The sequence below is a fragment of the Micromonospora kangleipakensis genome (genome assembly GCF_004217615.1).
GTDB classification, from domain to species: Bacteria; Actinomycetota; Actinomycetes; order Mycobacteriales; family Micromonosporaceae; genus Micromonospora; species Micromonospora kangleipakensis.
This window is the reverse complement of record NZ_SHLD01000001.1, coordinates 921,754-942,612: the sequence shown is the minus strand read 5'-3', so window position 1 is coordinate 942,612 and position 20,859 is coordinate 921,754. Positions and strand designations below refer to the sequence as shown.

The following is a 20,859-nucleotide window of genomic DNA, read 5'->3' as shown; positions in this document are numbered from 1 at the left end:
CCAGGGTCCTCCGGCCGGACGGTCCGTGACCGTACACACTACTTGCAAGTAACCTACGGTGCCGTAGCCTATTGGGCGTGACCACCTCCGCACCGCTTCGGCTCAAGCCGGTCGACATCGGTAAACCCCGGATGCGCGGCTGGCTGCACACCTACGCGTTCTTCGTCGCGCTCGTCTGCGGCATCGTGCTCTGCTCGATCGCGGCCGCCCGGCCCGGCTGGGCGCCGCTGGTCAGCTGCCTCGTCTACAGCCTGACCGTCTGCGGCCTCTTCGGCACCAGCGCCCTCTACCACCGGCGGGTCTGGTCCGAGCGCGGCTACCAGATCATGCGCCGGCTGGACCACTCGATGATCTTCTTGTTCATCGCCGGCACGTACACACCGTTCTGTGCCCTGCTGCTGGACACCCGGCACGCCAGCATCATGCTCGGCCTGGTCTGGGGCGGGGCGCTGGCCGGGGTGGCGGTGAAGCTGATCTGGCCGCACGCCCCGCGCTGGGTCTCGGCACCGCTCTACCTGGCGCTCGGCTGGGTGGCCGTGACGATGCTGCCGGAGATCCTGCACTCCGGCGGCGTGACCGCCCTGGTGCTGCTGATCGTCGGCGGCGCGATCTACAGCGTCGGCGCGGTCTTCTACGCGCTGCGCCGGCCGAACCCGTGGCCCACGGTCTTCGGGCACCACGAGTTCTTCCATGCCTGCACCCTGGTCGCGGCGATCTGCCACCACATCGCGATCTACTTCGCGCTCTTCTCCTGACCCGGAGACGGTTCGAGGGCCCCGCGCCGTTGCGGGGCCCTCGAAAACTCTGCGGTACGGCTCAGGCCGGGTAGCCCGGGCGGCGCACCTCGCGGTACTCCTCGCGCACGACCCGGTCGTCCTGCACCGGCACCACCGGCTCGGCCACGACCCGCTGGCGCACCGGCGCGGCGACCACGGTACGGCGGCGGGTGTTCCAGAAATAGAGCGTGGTGATGAGGCCCGCGACGCCGGCGAGCATCAGCACCCAGCCGACGACGTTCAGGTCGAGCCATCCCAGGTTGGCGTCGATGGCGAACGCGAAGATCGCGCCCAGCGCGATCAGGAAGATGCTGGCACCGATGCCCATGACGTCGCCTCCTTGGCGTTCTGCTGGCGTTTCCTACCCGCCGCGGCCAGGATGAGGTAGCGGCATCCATCGACTTACCCAGGCGCTCAGATCGCCAATCAGGCAAGCTGTGCCCATGACGGACGGCAGGAACCAGGAGCGGACGCTGGTGCTGCTCCGGCACGCCAAGGCCGAGCAGTCCCAGGACGCCCCGGACGCGGAACGGCCGCTGACGGCCCGGGGCCACGCCGACGCGGCCGCGGCCGGCGCCTGGCTGGCCCGGCACGCGCTGCTCCCCGACGTGGTGGTCTGCTCCACCACCCGGCGGACCCGGCAGACCTGGCACGGGGTGGCCATGGGCATGACGGGATCCCCGCCGGAGGGCGGACCGGCGGGGTCGACACCGGTGGTGCGGTACGAGGCAGGGGCGTACGAGGCGCAGCCGGACGAGCTGCTGGCGCTGGTCCGGGCGGTGGAGCCGAGCGCGGGCACGGTGCTGCTGATCGCCCACAACCCGGGCGTCTCGCTGCTCTCGGCGCTGCTCGACCCGCAGCGGGCGGATCCGGACGGGCTGCGCACCACCGACCTGGTGGTGCACCGTCCGACCACCCGCTGGGCGGGACTCATCCCGGGCGGCGCGCCCATCACCGCCCGGCACACCGCACGCGGCTGAGGTGCGGGCAGGGGCTCGGCCACGGGCCCTGCCGGGTCGGATCAGGACGGCGGGGCCGTCGGCGGCGGCGGGTCGGGCGGCGGCGGCATCATCGCAGTCGGGTGGGAGAGGCGGTTCTCCTCCACGATGAGCGTACGGGCCCGCTTGCGCCGGTCCTGCCAGAACCAGAGCGTGGTGAGCAGGACGGCCAGCCCGGCCAGAATGAACACCCAGCCGACGGCGCGCAGGTCGATCCACCAGACGTTGGCCCGGATGGCGAAGGTCATGATCGCGCCGAGCGCGATGAGAAAGATGCCGCTACCAATGCCCATGTGCGCTGCACTCCCCCGTGCGGTGGCCCTTGGGCGTGCCCTGACGTCGTTCGCGACGGTTACCCGCCCCTTGACCGCGCTACCCGGCCGGGCCACGCCAATCCCGGTCCGCGCCCGGTGACCGGGCCCGCTCCACGGCAGGGCGCAGGGTCGGAACGGGACGGAGACCGCGATATGCCGCAACCTTGTGCCGGACGGGAAGACGGCGGCGGCCGGCGAGCACATGCTCGCCGGCCGCCGGTCGTCACTGCCGGGTCCCGTCAGGGATCAGAAGGCCTCCTCCGGGAGGTCCATGATCTCCAGGTCGGCGCCCTCGATGATCCGCCGGTCGGCGCCGATGCGGGGCAGCACCTCGCGGGCGAAGAACCGGGCGGCGGCCACCTTGCCGGTGTAGAACGCCTTGTCGGCGGCGGAGGCCTCGCCGGCCAGGGCCTTCAGCGCCACGTCCGCCTGCTTCTGCAGCAGCCAGCCGACCACCAGGTCGCCGATCGCCAGCAGGAAGCGGCGGCTGCTCAGGCCGACCTTGTAGAGGCTGCGCGCGTCGCCGGCCTGCGCCTCGCCCAGCCAGCCGGTCATCACGCCGAGGATGTTCTGGATCTCGGCGAGCGCCTTGCCGAGCGCCTGTCGCTCCTCCTTGAGCTGGCCGTTGCCGGCCTCGGAGGCGATGAACTCCTGGATCTCGCCGGCGACCGCCATCAGGGCCTTGCCGTTGTCCCGGACGATCTTCCGGAAGATCAGGTCGAGGCTCTGGATCGCCGTGGTGCCCTCGTACAGGGTGTCGATCTTGGCGTCCCGGACGTACTGCTCCAGCGGGTAGTCCTGCAGGAAGCCCGAGCCGCCGAAGGTCTGCAGCGACTCGTGGCCGAGCAGTTCGTACGCCCGCTCCGAGCCGACGCCCTTGACCAGCGGGAGGAGCAGGTCGTTGACCCGCTTCGCCAGCTTGGTGGCCTTCTCGTCGCCGGCCGCCTCGGCGATGGCGACCTTGTCCTGCCAGGACGCGGTGTAGCAGACCAGCGCCCGCAGGCCCTCGGCGTACGACTTCTGCAGCAGCAGCGAGCGGCGCACGTCGGGGTGGTGGGTGATGGTCACCCGGGGAGCGGTCTTGTCGGACTGCTGGATCAGGTCGGCGCCCTGCACCCGGTTCTTGGCGTACTCCAGGGCGTTCAGGTAGCCGGTGGAGAGGGTGGCGATCGCCTTGGTGCCGACCATCATCCGGGCGTACTCGATGATCATGAACATCTGCCGGATGCCGTCGTGCTTCTCGCCGAGCAGCCAGCCCTTGGCCGGTACGCCGTGCTCGCCGAAGGTCACCTCGCAGGTGTTGGAGACCTTCAGGCCCATCTTGTGCTCGACGTTGGTGGCGAAGACGCCGTTGCGCTCGCCCAGCTCGCCGGTCTCCTCGTCGAAGTGGTACTTCGGCACCACGAAGAGGGAGAGGCCCTTGGTGCCCGGGCCGCCGACGCCCTCGGCGCCGACCGGACGGGCCAGCACGTAGTGGACGATGTTGTCGCTCAGGTCGTGCTCACCCGAGGTGATGAAGCGCTTGACGCCCTCGATGTGCCACGAGCCGTCCGGCTGCTGGACCGCCCGGGTCCGACCGGCGCCGACGTCCGAGCCGGCGTCCGGCTCGGTGAGCACCATGGTGGAGCCCCACTGCTTGTCGATGAAGAGCCGGGCCCACTTCTTCTGCTGCTCGGTGCCCTCGACGTGCAGCACGTGCGCGAAGGACGGGCCGGAGGCGTACATCCAGATCGGGGCGTTGGCGCCGAGCACCATCTCGGCGAGCGACCACCAGAGGGCGCGCGGGGCGTTGGTGCCGCCGAGCGCCTCGGGGAGGTCCAGCCGCCAGAACTCGGAGTCCATGAACGACTGGAAGGACTTCTTGAACGACTCCGGCAGCGGCGCGGTGTGCGTCGCCGGGTCGAAGACCGGCGGGTTGCGGTCGCTGTCCGTGTAGCTGGCGGCCAGGTCCTCGCGGGCCAGGCGGTCGACCTCGGAGAGGAAGCTGCGGGCGGTGTCGACGTCCAGGTCCGTGTACGGCGCCTGGCCGAACGTCCGGTCCGCCCCGAAGACCTCGAACAGGTTGAACTCGAGGTCCCGAAGGTTGCTCTTGTAGTGGGTCATGCTCGCTGGCCCCGCTTCCGGACAGTGTTACCGATCAGTAACCCCGACTGTATTACTCACCGGTAGGCAACGACAAGCCGATCGAGGAAGTGACAGCGATTACACACTTCCAGTTCAGCTTCCGGTCAACCCCAGCGCCAACGCGGCTCCGGAGAGCACCAGGAGGCCGTTCGCGAGCAGAAACTGGGCCGAGCGGTCGTGGGCCAGCAGGTGGGTGTGCACGGCGCAGGCGAAGAAGAGCACCAGCCCGGCCGCCGCGGCCACGCCGACCAGTGGGACGCCGAGCAGCCCGAGCAGCAGCCCGACCGCACCGGCCGTCTTCAGCGTGCCGATGGGGAAGGTCAGCCAGGATTCCGCCACCCCCGCCGCCGCCATGCCGGGCAGGATCGGCCGGAAGTGGAGCAGGGCCGCGATCCCGGAGAACCCGGTGGCGGCGACGGCGAGGGCGGTCACGACGACGTACGCGATGTGCACGACGCGCTCCGTTCAGTTGGCGATGCCGACGGTCCGACCGACCGACTCCGGCCGGTCGAGCAGGTGGCGCATGGCGTGGGCGACGTCGGCCCGGGAGACCGTGAGCCCGCCCCGCACGTTGCGCCCGTACGCCGTCCGGTAGGCGCCGGTCAGCGGCCGGTCGGTCAGCCGGGGCGGGCGTACCACCGTCCAGTCGAGGCCGCTGTCCCGCAGCACCTCCTCCATCAGCGCCAGGTCGGCGTAGTGGCGGCGCAGCACCCGCCTGATCGCCGGCCCGAGCAGGTACCGCATCAGCGGGCCGTCGCCCGGGTCGCGCCGCGGCGGGTGCGGCCGGCCGGGGGTCGGGACCGTGCCGACCGGGGCCGCGCTGACCACGACGATCCGCCGTACGCCGCCGGCGGTCATCGCCGCGAGCAGGGCCCGGGTGCCCCGGGTGGCGATGCCGGCGTCGGCCGACGAGCGGGGACCGAGGCCGGACAGGACCGCGTCGGCGCCCTCGACCGCGCCGCGCAGCGCCGTCGGGTCGGCCGTCGCCAGATCGGCCGCGACCACCCGGACCGGCGCCCCGGCCAGCTTCCCGGGGTCGCGCACCACGGCGGTGACGTCGTCCCCGGCGGCGACCGCCTGGTCGACGAGGTGCCGGCCGATACCGCCGCTGGCGCCGACGATCGTGAGCTTCATAAAACGCCTCCTCGCCATCGACCGCGCTCGGCGGTCGGGCCTCGTAAGATATGGAAACCGTAACAGTTGATACGAGGCTCAAACAATATGGATTCCGTAGAACTTGAGGACGCGCGTCGCCGCCGGCGCACGGCGACCCGGATCAAGGAGACGATGCGCGAGCTGAACAATCAGCTCGCGCTCCTCAACCACCACGTCGGCGTACGCCTCTCGCTGCGTGACGTGGACCTGGACTGCCTCGACCTGATCGCCCGGCACGGACCGCTCAGCCCCGGCGCGCTGGCCCGGCGGGCCGGGCTGCACCCGGCGACCGTGACCGGCATCCTCGACCGGCTCCAGCGCGGCGGCTGGATCGTCCGGGAGCGGGACCCGGACGCCACGGACCGCCGCTCGGTCACCGTCCGCGCGCTGCGCGAGCGCAACGCGGAGCTGTACGGCCTGTACGCCGGCATGAACAGCGCGATGGACGAGATCTGCGCCGGGTACGACGGGACCCAGCTGGAGGTGATCGCCGACTTCCTCCGCCGGGCCGGCGAGGCGGGCCGGCGGGCCACCGACGAACTCGCCGAGGACTGACGGCGAGGTCAGCTCTCGGCCGCGCCGACCTCCCAGCTCGGCACGGCGGCGGTCGCGCCGCTGCGCGGCCCGGTGTACTCCATCAGCACCAGCGCGATGTCGTCGTCGAGCCGGCCGTGCACCCACTCGACCAGGGCGGTCTCCAGCGAGGCCAGGCCGTCGCCGACCGTGCCGTGCCCGAGCAGCCGCCAGGCCCGGTCGGCGGTCGGGAAGAACTCGCCGTCCCGGCGGGCCTCGCCGAGGCCGTCGGTGAAGAGCAGCAGCCGGTCGCCCGGTTCGAGCCGTTCCACCCGGGGGCGGACCACCGGCATGAAGCCGAGCGGCGGCGCGGGCGCGGGCGGTTCGAGCGGGATCACCGCGCCCCGGCGCAGCAGCAGCGGCGGCGGGTGTCCACAGTTGACGATGGTGAGCGTGCCGCCCCGCTCCTCGACCAGCGCGGCGGTGACGAAGTCCTCGTCGCCCACGTTGCGGGCCACCGCCCGATCAAGGTCGGCCACCACGGCCCGCAGGTCCGCCCGCTCGTAGGCGACGTGCCGGTACGAGCCGAGCACGATGCTGGCCAGCCGGACCGCGTCCAGCCCCTTGCCCCGGACGTCCCCGATGATCATGCGCACCCCGTACGGGGTGTCCATCGCCTCGTAGAGGTCGCCACCGATCTCGGCGGTGGCGGTCGAGGAGATGTAGCGCCCCGCCACCGCGAGCGTGCCCACCTGCGGGCCGAGCGGCCGGAGCACCGCCTGCTGGGCCACCGCCGCCAGCTTGGACAGCTCGGCGATCTGTTCGGCCTGCCGCTGGCGCACCGAGGCGACCGCGGCGGCGATCGCGGTGGCCAGCGCGATCCCGGCGACGTTGACCGCGCTGACCAGGGACATGGTCCGCTCGGCGAGGGCGAAGCTGGCGCCGATGACGGTGGCGAGGACGCCCACTCCGAGCACCACCCGCCAGGAGGCCAGGGCGGCGGCGAGGAAGGGGGCGGCCACCATCAGCGCCACGTAGTGCGCCGGCCGGCCGTCGGCCAGCTCCACGGCGGAGACGAGTGCGAGCAGCGCGAAGGCCGCGCCGAGACCGGCGCGGGATCCGGGGCTCAGCGGGCCGCGGCCCGACTGGAAGGGTTGCGTGCGTACACCGGACAGCATGCCTGATGGACGTGAACAGGAGAATGCACCTGGCCCGTCGTCCGAGGACGTTCTGTCCGGCCGGATCGCCCCGCCGGCCCGATCGCCGTCGATCACCGGATCAGCCGAGCACCTCGTACTTCACGTCGACCTCGCCGAGGTCGACGGAGGCGATCGCCGCGAAGGCGGCCCGGGAGAGGTCCAGGCAGCGCCCGTCCACGTACGGGCCACGGTCGTTGATCCGGACGGTGACCGACTTGCCGTTGGCCGGGTTGGTCACCCGCACCTTCGTGTTGAAGGGCAGCGTCTTGTGCGCGGCGGTCAGCGCGTCGGGGTTGAAGGCCTCCCCGTTGGCGGTCATCTGGCCCTCGTCGTAGAAGGAGGCGCCACAGGAGCCGCTGTCGACGATCTTCGCCGCCGCGACGGTCTTCTTCGCCGTGACGGTCGGCGACGGGCTGGCGGTGCGGGCCTTGCTCCGCGAGGCGGCCTGGGTGCGGGTGGCCTTCGGGCTGGGGGTGGCCGTCGGCGAGGGGCTCCGGGTCGGTGAGACGGACGCGCTGGGCGAGGGGGACGCGGGCGCCAGGGTGCTGGGCAGGGCCTCGGCGACGGTCGGCTCGGGAGCCGCCGAGCCGGAGGTGAGCTGGACCGCCCCGACGGTGCCGCCGACGACGAGCGCCACGCCGACCGCCGCGGTGGCCGCGATGGCGACGGGCGAGAACTTGCGGGTACGGAAGTGCCTACCAGCCACCGGCCCGGTCCTTTCGTCATCTGAACAAACCGGCTCGGACCGTAACGAGAGAAGTACTTCCGAAGTCAACGTGATCATGGCGGTATGTCCATATTTACCCTGGTACGTGTAGCCGGTCGGCTCGCTCGCGATGGCCGATCGGAGGAATGGTGGCTGGCCACGGCCTGTCCGGCATCGTCTGGCGTCGGTGTCCGAGGATGGGACGGTGCTGAGTGAACGCCTGATCGAGCTCTTCCGCTGGGTCGACCCCGGCCCGGGGAGCGACCACCTGGTCAGTGATGTCTCCGGCTGGTGGCGGGACCCGGAGGTGCTGCTCGCCCTCGGTCCGGCCCTGGTGGCGCCCTTCCGGCCGACCAGCCCGACCGTGGTGCTCGCCCCGGCGGTGACGGGACTGCTGCTGGGACCGCTCGCCGCGACCGCGCTCGGGGTGGGCTTCGTGCCGGCGTTCAAGGTGGGTGACGGGCGGGTCCCGGCCGGGGCGGTCAGCTGGGCGGAGAGCCCACCGGACTTCCGGGGCCGGCGGGTCACCCTCGGCGTCCGGGACCGCCACCTCGGCCCAGGCGACCGGGTGCTGCTGGTGGACGACTGGGTGGCCACCGGCGCCCAACTGCGCGCCCTGCACGACCTCTGCGCGGCCCGCGGCGCCGAGGTGGTCGGCACCGCCGCCGTGGTCGCCGACTGCCCGCCGGAGGTCGCCACCGAGCTGGGCGTGCGCGCCCTGGTCGACGCCGCCCGCCTCCTCGCCTGAGCGGATCACGCCCGCCCGACCCGAGGTGCGGATCGATCTTGACTTCAAGCGCGCTTCAGGTTCGAGGATCGTCGGCATGGACCACGGCATCCTGGACGAGGCGTACCAGCGGCTGCACCGGACCGGCCCGGAGTTCGAGGGCTGGCTCTCCAACCACGGCCCGATGGCGGTCGAGGCACTGGTCCGGCACGGGCACGGGACGCGGGTGCACCGCTGGCTGGACGACTACCTGCGCCGCCTCGACGAGCTGCCCCGCGGGCTGCGCCCGGTCGACGACTGGCGGACGGCGCTCGGCGACCCGAAGCGGGCCGGCGACTGGCTCACCCACTTCGACCGTGAGCTGCGCGACCGCCCCTGGCGGGAGGTGCTCGGCACCTGGTGGCCCCGGTTGCTGCCGGGCATCGCCGCCGGCGCCACCCACGGGGTGATCCGGGTCGGGCACGCCGTCCGGGTGCTGCTCAACGACGGCGCCGGACCGGACCGGCTGGCCGAACTGGGCCAGGCGCTCGGCTACTGGGCCACCCGGTGGCAGCCGGTGCCCGGGGCCGGACCGCTCACCGGCCGGTCGGACGTGCCGGCCGCGCTGGCCGGGGTGCCCCGGATCGCCGAGCAGACCGGCGGCATCCGGGAGCGGCTGGGCCGGCTGCCCGACCTACCGCAGTGGCCCGGCGTGGTGACGGCGCTCCGCCCGCCGACCACCCCGGCGGAGGCCGAGCGGACCCTCACCGACCTGGTGCACCGGGCGGGCCTGGACTACCTCCGGTTCGGGCACGGCAACCCGGTGATGCTGGTGCACGCGGTGACCGCGCCGACCGCGGTGCTGCGTACCCTGCCGGCCCTGGACCCGGAGCTGTGGGCGCCGAGCGTCGCCGCGGCCTGGTCGGCCACCGCGGCCGTGACCTCGGTGTACGCCGCGCCGGCGGCGGTCCCGCCGCCAGCGGTCGCGCCCGGCGGCCCGGCGGAGGTCTTCGCCCGGGCGGCCCGGCACGGCGACGCGCACGTGGTGAAGCTGGCCGACGCGGTGCTCGACGCGCACGCGGCGACCGGCGACGACCGGGTGCTCGCGGCGGCCGGCTACGCCGGACAGCTCATCTGACGAAGTCCTCGACGGCGGTGCAGACCCGGCCCAGCACCTCGGCGGAGCGGGCCTGCGGGCCGGGCACCAGCATCGAATGGTCGGCACCGGGGATCTCCAGCACGTGCGGGGTGAGCCGGCGGGCCACCTCGCCGTCCCAGAGCTGATCCGCCGTGCCGCCGACCAGCAGGAACGGCTCGCTCGCCCGGCTCAGCGCGGCGGTCACGTCGGCCCGGTTGAGCAGCGGGGTGAGCCAGACCGCCCGCAGCCCCCGGTCCGCGGCGAGCGGGGCGGCGAAGGTGCCGAGCGACTTGCCGACCAGCAGGTCGGTCGGCTCCCCGAGGGCGGGCGTCACCTGCTCGGCCACCCACGGCGCGGCCCGGTCGCCGCCCAGGTCCCGGGGCACCTGCCAGGTGACCTCGTGGGTGTCGAAGCCGAGCCGGCGCAACGCCACGCCGACGTGGACAAAGAGCGGGGCCCGGGTGTCGTAGCCCCGGCCCGGGATGAGCACCGCGCGCCGGTCCGCCATGGTCGCCTCCTCGTGGTCCAGACCGCCCTCACGCTAGCGCCGACGGGGCCGCGGGTGGGGGACGCGAAAGGGCGCGACGGGAGATCACCCAGCCACTAGCCTCGGCAGGATGTGGCCCCGCATCGGTGGACTGCGCTCGCTCGCCCTCGGTACGCCCGGCGAGCTGCGCGCCACGCTCAACACCCTGGTGCTGGCCGGCGTGAAGACCGCCACCGCCGGCCTGATCAGCGAGTACGCCCAGGAGAACGAGGAGCTGGAGCAGGTCGGCGAGCGGCTGGCCCTCGTCGACGACCACGACGCACTGATCGGGGTCGTCGAGGTCACCGGCGTCGAGGTGGTCCGCTTCGTCGACGTGCCCTGGGACTTCGCCCGCTCCGAAGGGGAGGGTGACCGCTCCATCGAGGAGTGGCGGGATGGCCACGGCGCCTACTGGGCGCGGCAGGGCACCCCGGTCACCGACGACACGCAGATCGTCTGCATCCGCTTCCGGCTGGTCTCGGGCGGCGACGGCGGCATCAGCACCGGCGACCTGAGCACCTGAGCGGGCCCGTCCTCAGGCGCGACGCAGCTCCGGCAGGAGCCGGGTGGCGACGTCGACCAGGACCTGCTCGTCGCCGGCGTACCAGCTGCTGGCCCGGGGCCAGTGCGTGGCGACGTCGGTGAAGCCCAGCCGGGCGGCCCGGCCGACCTGCTCGGCGAAGAAGTCCGCGCTGCTCAGCGAGAAGACCGGGGCCGCGTCGAGCGACAGGTGACGGTCGAGGGTGGCCGGGTCGCGGCCCGCCTTCTCCAGCGTCTCGTCCATCCGGGCCGAGACCTCCGCGACCGAGGACCACCAGCTCTCCAGATCGTCACCGCCCGTGCCGGTGGTCACCCAGCCCTGACCGAAGCGGGCGACCAGCCGCATCGAACGCGGCCCGTTCGCGGCGAGCACGAACGGCACCCGGGGTTGCTGCACGCAGCCCGGGTTGTTCCGGGCGTCCACGGCGGCGAACCACTCGCCGCGCCAGGTCGTCCCGTCCTCCCGCAGGATCAGGTCCAGCAGCTCGATGAACTCGGCGAACCGGTCCACCCGCTGCCGCGGCGGCAGCGTGTCGCCGCCCAGCACGGTGGCGTCGAAGCCGATCCCGCCGGCGCCGATACCGAGCAGCAGCCGGCCGTCCGAGACGTCGTCCAACGCGGTCACCTGCCGGGCGAAGGCCGCCGGGTGCCGGAAGTTGGGCGATGCGACCAGCGTGCCGAGCCGGATCCGCGAGGTCACCGTCGCGGCGGCGGTCAGCGTGGTCATCGAGTCGAACCACGGCCCGTCGACCAGGTCCCGCCAGCCCAGGTGGTCGTACGTCCAGGCGTGGTCGAAGCCCCACTCGTCGGCCTGGCGCCAGCGGCGCTGCGATTCCGACCAGCGCTGGTCCGGGAGGATCACGATGCCAATCCGCATGATCGCCAGACTACGGCGTGGCCGCCCGGCCCGAGCGGGTCCGGCCGGCCAGGACGGGATCAGTCCGCCACGACGTCGGCGACCACGCAGGCGATGTTGTCCGGCGCGCCCTCGGCGTACGCGAGGTCGACCAGGCGCCCCACTGCGCTCTCCGGGTCGTCGGCCCCGGCGAGCGCGCGGTGCAGCGCCTCCTGCCCGACGACGGCGGAGATTCCGTCGGAGCAGAGCAGGTAGCGGTCCCCGGCCAGGGCGGTCCGCAGCGCCAGATCCGCCTCGACCTGGTTGCCACCGGCGCCGAGGGCCCGCACCAGCAGGGCACGCTGCGGGTACGCGGCGACCTGGTCGGGCGCGAGTCGACCCTGGTCGACCAGCGACTGCACGTACGTGTGGTCCTGGGTCAGCCGGAACAGCTCGCCCGCGCGCAGCAGGTACGCCCGGGTGTCCCCGACGTGCACCAGTGCGAGTTGCGATCCGCGCCGGAGCAGCGCGGTCAGGGTGGTGACCGGCTGGTGCTCCTCCGTCGCCGCGTCGCGTACCGTGCGCTCGGCCGACTGGACCGCCCCGGCCAGCGTGGCGAGCAGGTCGGCGGCCGGCGCGTCGGCGAGTTCCAGCGGCCTCAGCGCGTCGACGGCGGCGGCGCTGGCGGCGGCGCCGCCCGGACCGCGCAGGCCGTCCGCCACGGCCAGCAGGTTCCCGCTCGCGTACGCGGTGTCCTCGTTGCTGTCCCGGACGGCGCCGGCCTCGCAGCGGACGGCGTGGCGGAAACCGAGGGCGGGTCTGGTGTCGGACATGGTGCTGCTCCCTCCGGAGAGCTGTTCGACGAGGTCGGTGACGACGCGGGCGCGGGCGGCGGTGTCGGCGCTGACCCGTCGCCAGTAGGCGTCGATCGCCTTCGCGGCCGCGGCCCGGTCGAGACCGCAGACGGCGCGGACGTCCGCCAGCGGCATCCCGGCCCGGCGCAGCGCGGCTATCAGCCGGGCTCGGTCGAGCTGACCCGGCTCGTACAGCCGGTACCCGGAATGCGGGTCGACGGCCGCCGGCGGCAGCAGCCCGAGTTCGTCGTAGAGACGCAGGGCCTTCGGCGTCAGCCGCGCTGCCCGGGCGAACGCCCCGATGGTCAGCAACTCCACGTCGGCATCCTCCTCGTACCGGTCCGGATGACCGGCACGGACCAGGCTGTGGCTTGCCCCAAGGTCAAGGTCAAGGTCGCGACCGGGGACCGATCACGCTCGGACTGGCGGTCGCCGCCGGCTGAGGTCGGCGGCGCGGGTCGGATCAGGCGGCCAGGCCGGCCAGCATCCGGCCGAGGTGGGGTTCGCACCTCGACCGGTCGGCGGCGACCTCCTGCGGCGTCCACCAGCGGACGCCGCGGAACTCACCCGGGTCGGGGATCAGCTTCTGATCCCGGCTGCCGCTCAACACGAACCAGAGGCTGACGTCGGTGTGCCGCTCCTCCGGCGCGCCGACGGTGTCGGTCACGGTGAGGAAGGCCGGACGCTCGCCGAAGCGCGGTGCGAAGACGGCCGGCACACCCAACTCCTCCACCACCTCCCGGCGCACGGTCTCGGCCGGATGCTCACCCGGCTCGACGTGACCTCCGCTGGGCAGCCACAACCCGGCCTTGCGGTGGTCGACCAGCAGCACGCTGCCGTCCGCCTCGTCGTGGAGCAGGAAATACGCCACCAGGTGCGGCGAGGGGGTGCGGGGCTTCTCCCGGCGGAAGATGTCGTCGGTCCCGGCCAGCCAGGCCAGGCACTCCGCCCGGTGCCGCGCCGCCAACTCGTCCACCGGCGTCAGCGCCTCGACCAGCTCCCGGATCTCCGCCTCCACCCGCATGCCCCGAATGCTGTCAGCCGGGTACGACAGCCCGCACTGGCCTTGCGATTAGAAGACGATCGCAGATGGCTGGTAGGACAGGCACCCCTTCCCAGCGCCGCTGTCCCGACTCGAGCGCGAGGGCGCCACCGGGCGCTGTTCCACCGGCCGCTGGTGGGGGGCCCGGAGATGCGCCTCTCACGGCCGTGCGTGGGCAGATGAGGATGGAATTACCATCCCGGCCGCATCGACCGTTTGGTCGGCGGCGATACCCAGTCGTCGTTGAATATGCCCATCCACCTGGCTATGGCTATTGATCACCTCCTTTAGTGTCGAGGCGTCCACAGCGAGCGGGGGTTCCAGTGCGTCGGAAAATTGCGAGCGTGTCGGTTCTGGCTGTGTTGGCCGGACTGGCATTCAGTGCCCCCGCGGAGGCGGCGGACGACGTTCGGACCGTCATCCGGGACGGCGTCGTCCTGCAGTACCACCGGGTGGCGAAGACGAGCACCCCGGTGAAGGGGACCGGCGCCACCCGCTCCGACTTCGATGGCGACGGCATCGACGACGTGGCGGCCACCGCCGATCCCTTCCAGTACGTGCTGCCGTACAGCCCGACCGGTGTGGTCGCCGTCCGTTACTCGTCGGCGCCGCAGGTCGACTACTTCATGGGTGCCTTCTCGTCGGACGGCGGCTGTCTCTGCTTCGGCATCGCGCTGGTGGCGGGGGACTTCAACGGCGACGGTTACGACGATCTGGCGATTGGTGACTCGGACGAGGTCGATCCGAGCAACCGGGCCCACGCCGGCAGCGTCTGGGTCATCCCGGGCAGCCGCACGGGCCTGCTGGTCGACTCGGTGCGTCACTTCAACCAGCGCTCGCCGGGCGTGCCCGGCGACCCGGAGAACTTCGACTCGTTCGGGGCGGCGCTCGCGGCTGGCGACATCAACGGAGACGGCCGCGATGACCTCGCGATCGGCGCGTTCAAGGAGTCGTTCGGGACCAAGGTGGAGGCCGGCGTGGTCACCGTCCTCTTCGGCGGATCGGGTGGCTTGACGGGCACCGGCGCCCAGTACTTCCACCAGGACCAAGCCGCGGTGCCCGGCACGGCGGAGCGCAACGACCACTTCGGCTGGACCCTCGCGATCGGGAAGGTCAACAACGACCGGTACGCCGACCTGGTCATCGGCACTCAAAATGAAGACGACGGCCAGGCCTGGAACGGCAGCGGCATGGTCACCCTGATGTGGGGCTCGGCGGGTGGTGTCCAGTCCACCGGCGCCACCGGGGTCACCGGCGCCGCGGTGCACGGGGCGACGGGCCACCCGGACACCGTCGCGTGGTACCTGGGTGAGGCTCTCGCCGTCGGCGACGTGAACGGCGACGGACTGGGCGAGGTGATCGCCGGGGCGCCCTTAGCCCAGACCACGGCCATCAACGCTGGTCTCATCGCGGTCTTCACGGGCCGCTCCGGTGGCCTGTCCAGCAGCGCCGTACGGGTCATCACCCAGCGCACGGCGGGCGTACCGGGAGAGCCCGAGGCAGACGACCGGTTCGGTGGGACGCTCGCGGTCGGCGACGTGACCGGCGACGGCAAGGCGGATGTGCTGGTCGGTGCGCCCGGCGAGACTATCGTCTCGGCAACTCAGGCGGGCGTCATCACCCTGCTCAAGGGCTCCGCCGCCGGTCTGACCGGGAGCGGTGCCCAGGAGTTCGACCAGAACCACCCGGTCGTCCCCAGCGCGCGGGAGACCGGAGACTACTTCGGCGCTTCCGTCGCGCTGCTCAACCTCAACGGCACCGGCGGGCTGGACGCCGTCGTGGCCGCGACCGGGGAAGAGGTAGCCGGCGACCTCGCCGGAAACGGGTCGGGGCTCATGGCTCGTTTCGACGGCTCCACCGGCGGGCTCGTACCGCAGTCCACCTCGTGGAGCGGTCTGTCCCTGCGCACCGACCGCATCTGGCCCCAGAGTTATGGCATGCGAATCGCTGGGCCGCAGAGCGGCGGCAGGCTTTACTTCTGAGCTGCTCCAGGACCGGGAGGAGAGCAACCATTGCCACGGGCGGTCCCGGTTGTGGTCTCATTCGTCGGGGTGCCGGGAGTCTCAATGGCGGTTGTCAAGCGTCGGCGTTGACGACCTCTGGGCTTCCCCCTGAGATGTGGACACCCTGAGACTGGACGGCGGGTTGATCCTCGGTCCGCCGAAGTCGCGTGCTGGCCTGCGTGCGTGTCGGTGCCGGCGGCGATCCTGCCGGTGCTGCGGGATCACCTGGCGGCCTTCGTCGACGACAACCCCGCGGCGCTCGTCTTCGGCAGTCCGAACGGGCGGCCAATCTGGCGCGGCAACCTCAACAAGGTCATCGGCTGGTCGGGGGCGATCGGCAAGCTCGGCGTGCCGGGTCTGCACTTCCACGATCTGCGGCACACCGGTAACACGATCGCGGCGCGCACCGGGGCGAGCACACGGGAACCGCTACTTGCCCCTGGTGCCCGCTCATGACCGCTGCCGGCCGCCGCTACTGGCCCATGGATGGCCCGTCACGCCCTGGTGCTCACGCTCGGCACGTCGACAGCGCGTCTGCGGGTCTGCCAGGATCGGCGGATGTTGGTGAGGGAACGGCCGGTGGTGATTGCTGTATGCGGGTGTCCGGGGGCCGGGAAGACCACCATTGCCTCTGCAACGGCTGGCCGCTTCGGTATCCCGTTCCTGACGCGCGATGAGATCAAGACAGGTCTTGGGCTGTCCTCCGCCTCCGTCGCCGAGGACGGGCGGGTCCGGCTCGACCGGGACTTCCACGTTGCCGGTGGTCCCGTCAGCCGCCGGGCTGAGGCCGTGATGGTCGACGCAATCCGGCTGCTCGCGGCCTCAGGGGTGAGCTTCGTCGTGGAGTCCTCGGTGTTGTCCCGCGAGCTGCTAGGCGTGCTGCTTGCGTGTGACACCCGAGTGCTGGCTGTTCACGTCGTCGCCCAGGAGGCGGTCATCGGCCGGCGACTTGGCGCTCGGGCGGCCGAAGGCGGGGCCATCGACCAGCAGCTCCTATCCCTGTTCCAGCGGGGTAAAATGAAACGGTCGATCTTCGAACCGCCGGAGGGCGTCGACGCCGTCGTTGAGATCGACACCTCAGACGATGAAGCTCCGGCCATCGAGACGATCGTGGCAGCAGTCGTCGCCCTGCTTGGGCCGTCAAGAACGGGAGGCGGCTCGTTACCGATCGAGCCAGCAACGAACCATCGACCAGAGCCCGCAGGTAACTGGCGTCCTGGCCAGTCGGTGGAATCGCTCCGTTTGAGCTGAGCGAACCATCATGGTGCGCAGACAGTCGTCCAGCGTTGTCCGCCGCTTAGCGGATCTCCTCATCGGGCAGTCGTAGACCGTCCAGCCTCCCCGGACGGGGACAAGGTGGAGCGCCCCACCGGACGTACGACCTTGGCCCCGTCCGGGGAGGCTGGTAGCCCTCGTGGTGCCCGATGAGGTGACCGCCCCGGCCGATCTCTGAGGAGGGCCGGGGTCCGGGGCAGAGCCCCGAGGTCTTCAAGGGCTTTAGTCGTCCCAAGCGTGGCCGGCCGGCCCGGCCGATGCCGGCCGGAGGTCGGGTGTGTGGCGCGAGCTGCGGCAGGTGGCGTAATGGCGAACAAGGAAGGGCACCCGGTTCGGCAACGTCCGCAAGCTGCCGTCCGGGCGTTACCAAGCGCGCTACCCAGGGCCGGACGGCCGCATGCGCAACGCCCCGGAGACGTTCGGGCGCAAGTCCGACGCGGATCGATACCTCACGCTGGTAGAGGCGCAGATGGCGCGGCGGGAGTGGGTCGATCCTGACCGAGCCAAGGTGACGCTTGGGGACTATGCGCGGTTGTGGATCGATCAGCGGCCGAACCTGCGGCCCCGGACGGTTCACCTGTACGGCTGGCTCCTGGACATACACATCGTGCCGTACCTCGGCGGGGTGGAGCTGGGCCGGCTGGACACGCCAATGGTCCGCGACTGGCGGGCAAAACTGCTCGGCAACGGCGTCGCGGAGACCATGGCCGCCAAGGCGTACCGGCTACTGCGTGCGGTACTGATGACGGCGGTCAAGGAAGACGAGATCCTGACTCGGAACCCGTGCGAGATACCGGGCGCCGACCAGGAGAAGCCGGCCGAGCGTCCGGTGCTGACCCTCGCCCAGGTCTTCAAGCTGGCCGGCATCGTGCCGTCCCGGTACCGCGCCCTGGTCCTGGTCACCACGTTCGGCTGCCTGCGTTGGGGTGAGGTCGCCGCCCTCCAACGACAGGATTTCGACACCGCAGCCGGCACAATCCGGGTCCGGCAGGCGTACACCGAACAGCGCGGCGTCGGCCTGGTCCTCAGTCCACCGAAGTCCCGGGCCAGCCAGCGCAGGGTCAGCCTGCCGCCGGCCGTGGTCGAGGTCGTCTGCGAGCACCTGCCGGCAGAGGTCGACGACAGGCCGGACGCGTTCGTGTTCACCACCGAGAGCGGGCGGCCGATCTGGCGCGGCAACCTCAACAAGCTGATCGACTGGAAGGCGGCCGTCGCGCGGATCGGGCAACCGCATTTGCACTTCCACGACCTGCGGCACACCGGGAACACCCTCGCCGTGCGGACCGGAGCGAGCACCCGCGACCTGATGGCCCGGATGGGGCACGACTCATCCCAGGCCGCGCTGATCTACCAGCACGCCACCGCTGAGGCGGATCGGGCCATCGCCCAGGCGCTGCACGAGGCGGTACGCGCGGACCGGAAGAAGGCGAAGAAAGTCAGCCGGCAATGGCAGGCCCAAGGACAGGGCCGGCAAAGGGAGAAGGAGCGTGGGGAAGGGTGAGGCTATGTGCTCGGCGGCGGCTGCGTCCATGGCGTGGACCGCATCTGGATCGGCTGATAGGCCAAGGCTCGGTCAACCACCTCAGCAGCCGTCAACTCGGGGTCAGTCCAGAAGATCAGGCCGGAGACACTGCCGTCCGGGCAGACGAGGTCTCGCTCAAGTTGGTCCAGCCACCCGTCCGCCTCAGCGTCGTCCGCGTAGTCGCCGCTCATGATCCGCTCCACGAGGGCAATCGCCTCGTCTCGGGTCAGTTTCGCTGCCAGGTCGCTCACCTCCGACCGCACGCTAATGGCACGCCAATGGCACGGGCAACAGCCGCAGCCTGGGAAACGTCGAAGGCCCTGGCTGGGACTTGCGTCCTGGCCAGGGCCTTCTCGATGGAGCGGGTGACGGGAATCGAACCCGCACTGTCAGCTTGGGAATCGGGTTGATCTACACCCCCGGTGACTACCTGACCCGGCCAGCGGCTACGCACCGTCAATTGACGGCCCTGTGCCGTGTCGAGTCGTACCCCTGTTGACCCCTGCATCGGGCACGGGTCGGGCACGAGCTTGTCAGCAAGCCTAGAGTCGGGCTCAGGGGCGGGCGTCGAGTAGGCGGTCGAGTTCCACGGCCGCGCCAATCAGGGAGAGGTGGCTGAACGCCTGCGGGAAGTTGCCGGTCTGCTCGCCGGTGGGGGCGATTTCCTCTGAGTAGAGGCCGAGGGGGCTGCTGTAGGTGAGCATCTTCTCGAAGGTCAGCCTGGCGTCTTCGAGCCGTCCGGACTGCGCGAGGGCCCGGACGTACCAGAAGCTGCACATGGTGAAGGTGCTCTCCTGGCCGGGCAGGCCGTCAGGTGACGCGGCCGGGTCGTACCGGTAGACCAGGCTGTCGGCGACCAGTTCTGTGTCCATGGCCCGCAGCGTCGACTGCCACATCGGGTCGTCGGGCGACACGAATCCGAGCCAGGGCATCACAAGCAGCGACGCGTCCAGGACGTCGGTCGCGTAGTGCTGCACGAAGGCACGGCGTCCGGGGTGGAAGCCACGCGACATGATCTGGTCGTAGATCTGGTTCCGGGTACCCACCCACCGGCTCGTGTCGGCTGGTCGTCCGCGTCGATCAGCGAGGCGGACCGCGCGGTCCAGGGCTGCCCAGGACATCAGGCGCCCGTAGGTGAAGTCCTGCCGGCCACCGCGCGTTTCCCAGATCCCGTCCTCGGGCTGGTCCCAGTTGTCGCACAGCCAGTCCATCTGCCCTACCGTGTTCACCCACCCCTCGTGAGGGACCTGCAGACCGTGACAGTCGGCGACGTGGAGGGAGTTGAGTACCTCGCCGTAGATGTCGAGTTGCAGCTGGTTCGCGGCGCCGTTGCCAATGCGCACGGGTGCTGATCCGCGGTACCCCTCGAAGTGGTCGAGCACCTCCTCGCTGAGATCGGGTGAGCCGTCGACGCGGTACATGATCTGGAGCGGCACCGCCCGTTCCCTGGCCTCCCGGACCCGGTCGTCCAGCCAGTGCATGTACTGCCGCGCTTCGTCGGTGAAGCCCAGGGCGAGCAGGGCGTGTATGGAGATTGACGAGTCGCGGATCCAGGTGTAGCGGTAGTCCCAGTTGCGTTCCCCGCCGATCTGCTCCGGCAGCCCGGCGGTGGGGGCGGCGACCAGCGCGCCGGTCGGCGCGTACGTCATGAGTTTGAGCGTGATCGCGGACCGATGGACCATTTCCCGCCACCGGCCGGTGTAGCGGGAGCGGGCCAGCCAACGCCGCCAGAAGTCACGGGTCTGCTCCAGCAGCTCCTGCACCGCGCAGGGGGTGTAAGTGCGTGGCCGGTCAGGCGACACTCCTGTTTCCAGGACCACAGCCCCGGCCTCGCCCTCGCGCAGCGTGGTGATGGTCCACATGCCGCCCTCCTTACTCAGGACTCCGTGCTCGAGCGGCCGGGTTTCGGGGTATTGAACGAGGCTCGCGGCAAGGGAGAGCGCAGGGCTGCGGAAAACGTGCCCCTCGGGGTAGGTCTCGATCTCGTGCGGATCCCGCCCGTAGTTGAAGCGGGGTTGGCAGTCGATCCGGAACCGCATCGTGCCTCGGACCATCCGCAGCATCCGCACCAGGCGGTGGCGGTCGGTAGGCTGATCCCCCGCGACGGGCATGAAATCCACCAGCTCACCTACGCCGTCCGCGCTGAGGAAGCGGGTGATCAGGATCGGCGTGCCGGGCAGGTACAACTGCTTACTCGTGTAGTCGACGCCATCGGGCGAGACCTTGAAGTAGCCGCCGCTGTGTCGATCGAGCAGCCCACCGAACACGCTCGGCGAATCGAAGCGTGGGGCGCAGAACCAGTCCAGCGTCCCGTCCATCGCCACCAGCGCCGCGGTCTGCAGATCACCGATCAAGCCGTGGGCCTCCACCGCAGGGTACGAGTCCACCCAGCCCTCCCATCTCACCTCATCGACCGCGCCACTACCTACCCGTATTACGGCTCGTAACGCACGAAAGCACCACCACCTGGTGGCACACATGTACGCACTTTCATCGGCAGGTCCCTGAGATACGCCACCCGACTGTCCGCCATCCCGGCTGCCGTCGACCCGCCCTCCTGGGGAGCGGGCCACCGCCCGGCCCGCCACCGTCAAGCGGACCTTGACGGCTCGAACGGGCGCTGGCGGGTCGGG

The 20,859-nt window shown here is 71.4% G+C and carries 23 protein-coding genes; 10 read left to right on the top strand and 13 right to left on the bottom strand.

What is annotated here, in order from left to right; all coding sequences use genetic code 11:
* Positions 1-77: 77 nt before the first annotated feature.
* The gene (gene trhA / locus EV384_RS04580) at positions 78-755 is read left to right on the top strand and encodes a PAQR family membrane homeostasis protein TrhA (protein WP_130330420.1); all 678 of its coding nucleotides are present in this window, start codon (positions 78-80) and stop codon (positions 753-755) included.
* Positions 756-816: 61 nt separating this feature from the next.
* Here the strand turns inward: trhA and EV384_RS04575 are convergent, their stop codons facing one another.
* A complete protein-coding gene (locus EV384_RS04575; RefSeq protein WP_130330418.1) occupies positions 817-1,104 on the bottom strand; it encodes a DUF6458 family protein in 288 nt (95 codons plus the stop codon).
* 115 nt (positions 1,105-1,219) lie between these two features.
* Between EV384_RS04575 and EV384_RS04570 the strand changes: the two genes are divergently transcribed.
* Complete coding sequence (locus tag EV384_RS04570; RefSeq protein WP_130330416.1) at positions 1,220-1,756, top strand: SixA phosphatase family protein; 537 nt, start codon at positions 1,220-1,222, stop codon at positions 1,754-1,756.
* Positions 1,757-1,797: 41 nt separating this feature from the next.
* Here EV384_RS04570 and EV384_RS04565 read toward each other — a convergent pair whose 3' ends face one another.
* The 4 genes from EV384_RS04565 to EV384_RS04550 all read right to left on the bottom strand — a co-directional run bounded on the left by EV384_RS04565 (position 1,798) and on the right by EV384_RS04550 (position 5,346).
* Positions 1,798-2,067: a DUF6458 family protein gene (locus tag EV384_RS04565; protein ID WP_067300694.1), complete on the bottom strand. Its 270-nt coding sequence runs from the start codon at positions 2,065-2,067 to the stop codon at positions 1,798-1,800.
* 267 nt (positions 2,068-2,334) lie between these two features.
* On the bottom strand, positions 2,335-4,191 hold the full coding sequence (locus tag EV384_RS04560) for an acyl-CoA dehydrogenase (protein WP_130330414.1): 1,857 nt from the start codon (positions 4,189-4,191) through the stop codon (positions 2,335-2,337).
* A gap of 114 nt (positions 4,192-4,305) precedes the next feature.
* On the bottom strand, positions 4,306-4,665 hold the full coding sequence (locus EV384_RS04555; protein ID WP_130330412.1) for a DoxX family protein: 360 nt from the start codon (positions 4,663-4,665) through the stop codon (positions 4,306-4,308).
* Positions 4,666-4,677: 12 nt separating this feature from the next.
* Positions 4,678-5,346 carry an NAD(P)-dependent oxidoreductase gene (locus EV384_RS04550; protein WP_130330410.1) on the bottom strand — a complete coding sequence of 223 codons (669 nt, stop codon included), beginning with the start codon at positions 5,344-5,346 and terminating at the stop codon, positions 4,678-4,680.
* Positions 5,347-5,433: 87 nt separating this feature from the next.
* Between EV384_RS04550 and EV384_RS04545 the strand changes: the two genes are divergently transcribed.
* The gene (locus EV384_RS04545; RefSeq protein ID WP_130330408.1) at positions 5,434-5,922 is read left to right on the top strand and encodes a MarR family transcriptional regulator; all 489 of its coding nucleotides are present in this window, start codon (positions 5,434-5,436) and stop codon (positions 5,920-5,922) included.
* A gap of 8 nt (positions 5,923-5,930) precedes the next feature.
* Here the strand turns inward: EV384_RS04545 and EV384_RS04540 are convergent, their stop codons facing one another.
* On the bottom strand, positions 5,931-7,058 hold the full coding sequence (locus tag EV384_RS04540; protein ID WP_130330406.1) for a PP2C family protein-serine/threonine phosphatase: 1,128 nt from the start codon (positions 7,056-7,058) through the stop codon (positions 5,931-5,933).
* A 100-nt stretch (positions 7,059-7,158) separates the two neighbouring features.
* Entirely contained in the window at positions 7,159-7,785 is a 627-nt protein-coding gene (locus EV384_RS04535) for a septal ring lytic transglycosylase RlpA family protein (RefSeq protein ID WP_207232235.1), read from the bottom strand.
* Positions 7,786-7,915: 130 nt separating this feature from the next.
* On the opposite strand from EV384_RS04535, the gene EV384_RS04530 reads away from it, so the two are divergent.
* The gene (locus tag EV384_RS04530; protein WP_130330402.1) at positions 7,916-8,533 is read left to right on the top strand and encodes a phosphoribosyltransferase family protein; all 618 of its coding nucleotides are present in this window, start codon (positions 7,916-7,918) and stop codon (positions 8,531-8,533) included.
* Between the two features lie 76 nt (positions 8,534-8,609).
* Positions 8,610-9,629: a questin oxidase family protein gene (locus EV384_RS04525; RefSeq protein WP_130330400.1), complete on the top strand. Its 1,020-nt coding sequence runs from the start codon at positions 8,610-8,612 to the stop codon at positions 9,627-9,629.
* On the opposite strand, the gene EV384_RS04520 is transcribed toward EV384_RS04525, so the two are convergent.
* A complete protein-coding gene (locus EV384_RS04520) occupies positions 9,622-10,137 on the bottom strand; it encodes an alpha/beta hydrolase (protein ID WP_130330398.1) in 516 nt (171 codons plus the stop codon). The genes EV384_RS04525 and EV384_RS04520 overlap by 8 nt on opposite strands.
* Positions 10,138-10,246: 109 nt before the next feature.
* Between EV384_RS04520 and EV384_RS04515 the strand changes: the two genes are divergently transcribed.
* On the top strand, positions 10,247-10,678 hold the full coding sequence (locus EV384_RS04515) for an ASCH domain-containing protein (RefSeq protein ID WP_130330396.1): 432 nt from the start codon (positions 10,247-10,249) through the stop codon (positions 10,676-10,678).
* A gap of 12 nt (positions 10,679-10,690) precedes the next feature.
* Here the strand turns inward: EV384_RS04515 and EV384_RS04510 are convergent, their stop codons facing one another.
* The 3 genes from EV384_RS04510 to EV384_RS04500 form a co-directional block, all read right to left on the bottom strand.
* Positions 10,691-11,572: an LLM class flavin-dependent oxidoreductase gene (locus EV384_RS04510; RefSeq protein WP_130330394.1), complete on the bottom strand. Its 882-nt coding sequence runs from the start codon at positions 11,570-11,572 to the stop codon at positions 10,691-10,693.
* A gap of 59 nt (positions 11,573-11,631) precedes the next feature.
* Positions 11,632-12,702 carry a MerR family transcriptional regulator gene (locus tag EV384_RS04505; RefSeq protein ID WP_130330392.1) on the bottom strand — a complete coding sequence of 357 codons (1,071 nt, stop codon included), beginning with the start codon at positions 12,700-12,702 and terminating at the stop codon, positions 11,632-11,634.
* 145 nt (positions 12,703-12,847) lie between these two features.
* Entirely contained in the window at positions 12,848-13,408 is a 561-nt protein-coding gene (locus EV384_RS04500; protein ID WP_242623942.1) for an NUDIX hydrolase, read from the bottom strand.
* 362 nt (positions 13,409-13,770) lie between these two features.
* Here EV384_RS04500 and EV384_RS04495 point away from each other — a divergent pair, with 362 nt between their 5' ends.
* The 4 genes from EV384_RS04495 to EV384_RS04480 all read left to right on the top strand — a co-directional run bounded on the left by EV384_RS04495 (position 13,771) and on the right by EV384_RS04480 (position 18,205).
* Positions 13,771-15,408 (top strand): FG-GAP-like repeat-containing protein, encoded by a 1,638-nt coding sequence (locus EV384_RS04495; RefSeq protein WP_242623941.1) that lies wholly within the window; start codon positions 13,771-13,773, stop codon positions 15,406-15,408.
* A gap of 204 nt (positions 15,409-15,612) precedes the next feature.
* Positions 15,613-15,885, top strand: coding sequence for a site-specific integrase (locus EV384_RS04490; protein WP_130330388.1), 273 nt, complete (start codon positions 15,613-15,615; stop codon positions 15,883-15,885).
* A 30-nt stretch (positions 15,886-15,915) separates the two neighbouring features.
* Positions 15,916-16,680, top strand: coding sequence for a P-loop nucleotide/nucleoside kinase family protein (locus EV384_RS04485; protein ID WP_130330386.1), 765 nt, complete (start codon positions 15,916-15,918; stop codon positions 16,678-16,680).
* Between the two features lie 373 nt (positions 16,681-17,053).
* Entirely contained in the window at positions 17,054-18,205 is a 1,152-nt protein-coding gene (locus EV384_RS04480; RefSeq protein ID WP_479724766.1) for a tyrosine-type recombinase/integrase, read from the top strand.
* 2 nt (positions 18,206-18,207) lie between these two features.
* Here the strand turns inward: EV384_RS04480 and EV384_RS04475 are convergent, their stop codons facing one another.
* Together EV384_RS04475 and EV384_RS04470 are read right to left on the bottom strand one after the other, a co-directional pair.
* Positions 18,208-18,477, bottom strand: a complete 270-nt coding sequence (locus tag EV384_RS04475) for an e9imm peptide (RefSeq protein WP_242623940.1) — start codon at positions 18,475-18,477, stop codon at positions 18,208-18,210.
* 303 nt (positions 18,478-18,780) lie between these two features.
* Positions 18,781-20,613, bottom strand: coding sequence for a glycoside hydrolase family 15 protein (locus tag EV384_RS04470; RefSeq protein WP_130330382.1), 1,833 nt, complete (start codon positions 20,611-20,613; stop codon positions 18,781-18,783).
* Positions 20,614-20,859: the final 246 nt, after the last annotated feature.

Coding starts and splice junctions, on each gene's coding strand:
- EV384_RS04525 (WP_130330400.1), top strand. CDS start 8,610: ATGGACCACGGCATCCTGGACGAGGCGTACCAGCGGCTGCACCGGACC.
- EV384_RS04540 (WP_130330406.1), bottom strand. CDS start 7,058: ATGCTGTCCGGTGTACGCACGCAACCCTTCCAGTCGGGCCGCGGCCCG.
- EV384_RS04565 (WP_067300694.1), bottom strand. CDS start 2,067: ATGGGCATTGGTAGCGGCATCTTTCTCATCGCGCTCGGCGCGATCATG.
- EV384_RS04560 (WP_130330414.1), bottom strand. CDS start 4,191: ATGACCCACTACAAGAGCAACCTTCGGGACCTCGAGTTCAACCTGTTC.
- EV384_RS04500 (WP_242623942.1), bottom strand. CDS start 13,408: ATGCGGGTGGAGGCGGAGATCCGGGAGCTGGTCGAGGCGCTGACGCCG.
- EV384_RS04485 (WP_130330386.1), top strand. CDS start 15,916: ATGGCCCGTCACGCCCTGGTGCTCACGCTCGGCACGTCGACAGCGCGT.
- EV384_RS04530 (WP_130330402.1), top strand. CDS start 7,916: ATGGCCGATCGGAGGAATGGTGGCTGGCCACGGCCTGTCCGGCATCGT.
- EV384_RS04510 (WP_130330394.1), bottom strand. CDS start 11,572: ATGCGGATTGGCATCGTGATCCTCCCGGACCAGCGCTGGTCGGAATCG.
- EV384_RS04570 (WP_130330416.1), top strand. CDS start 1,220: ATGACGGACGGCAGGAACCAGGAGCGGACGCTGGTGCTGCTCCGGCAC.
- EV384_RS04520 (WP_130330398.1), bottom strand. CDS start 10,137: ATGGCGGACCGGCGCGCGGTGCTCATCCCGGGCCGGGGCTACGACACC.
- EV384_RS04515 (WP_130330396.1), top strand. CDS start 10,247: ATGTGGCCCCGCATCGGTGGACTGCGCTCGCTCGCCCTCGGTACGCCC.
- EV384_RS04550 (WP_130330410.1), bottom strand. CDS start 5,346: ATGAAGCTCACGATCGTCGGCGCCAGCGGCGGTATCGGCCGGCACCTC.
- EV384_RS04575 (WP_130330418.1), bottom strand. CDS start 1,104: ATGGGCATCGGTGCCAGCATCTTCCTGATCGCGCTGGGCGCGATCTTC.
- EV384_RS04545 (WP_130330408.1), top strand. CDS start 5,434: ATGGATTCCGTAGAACTTGAGGACGCGCGTCGCCGCCGGCGCACGGCG.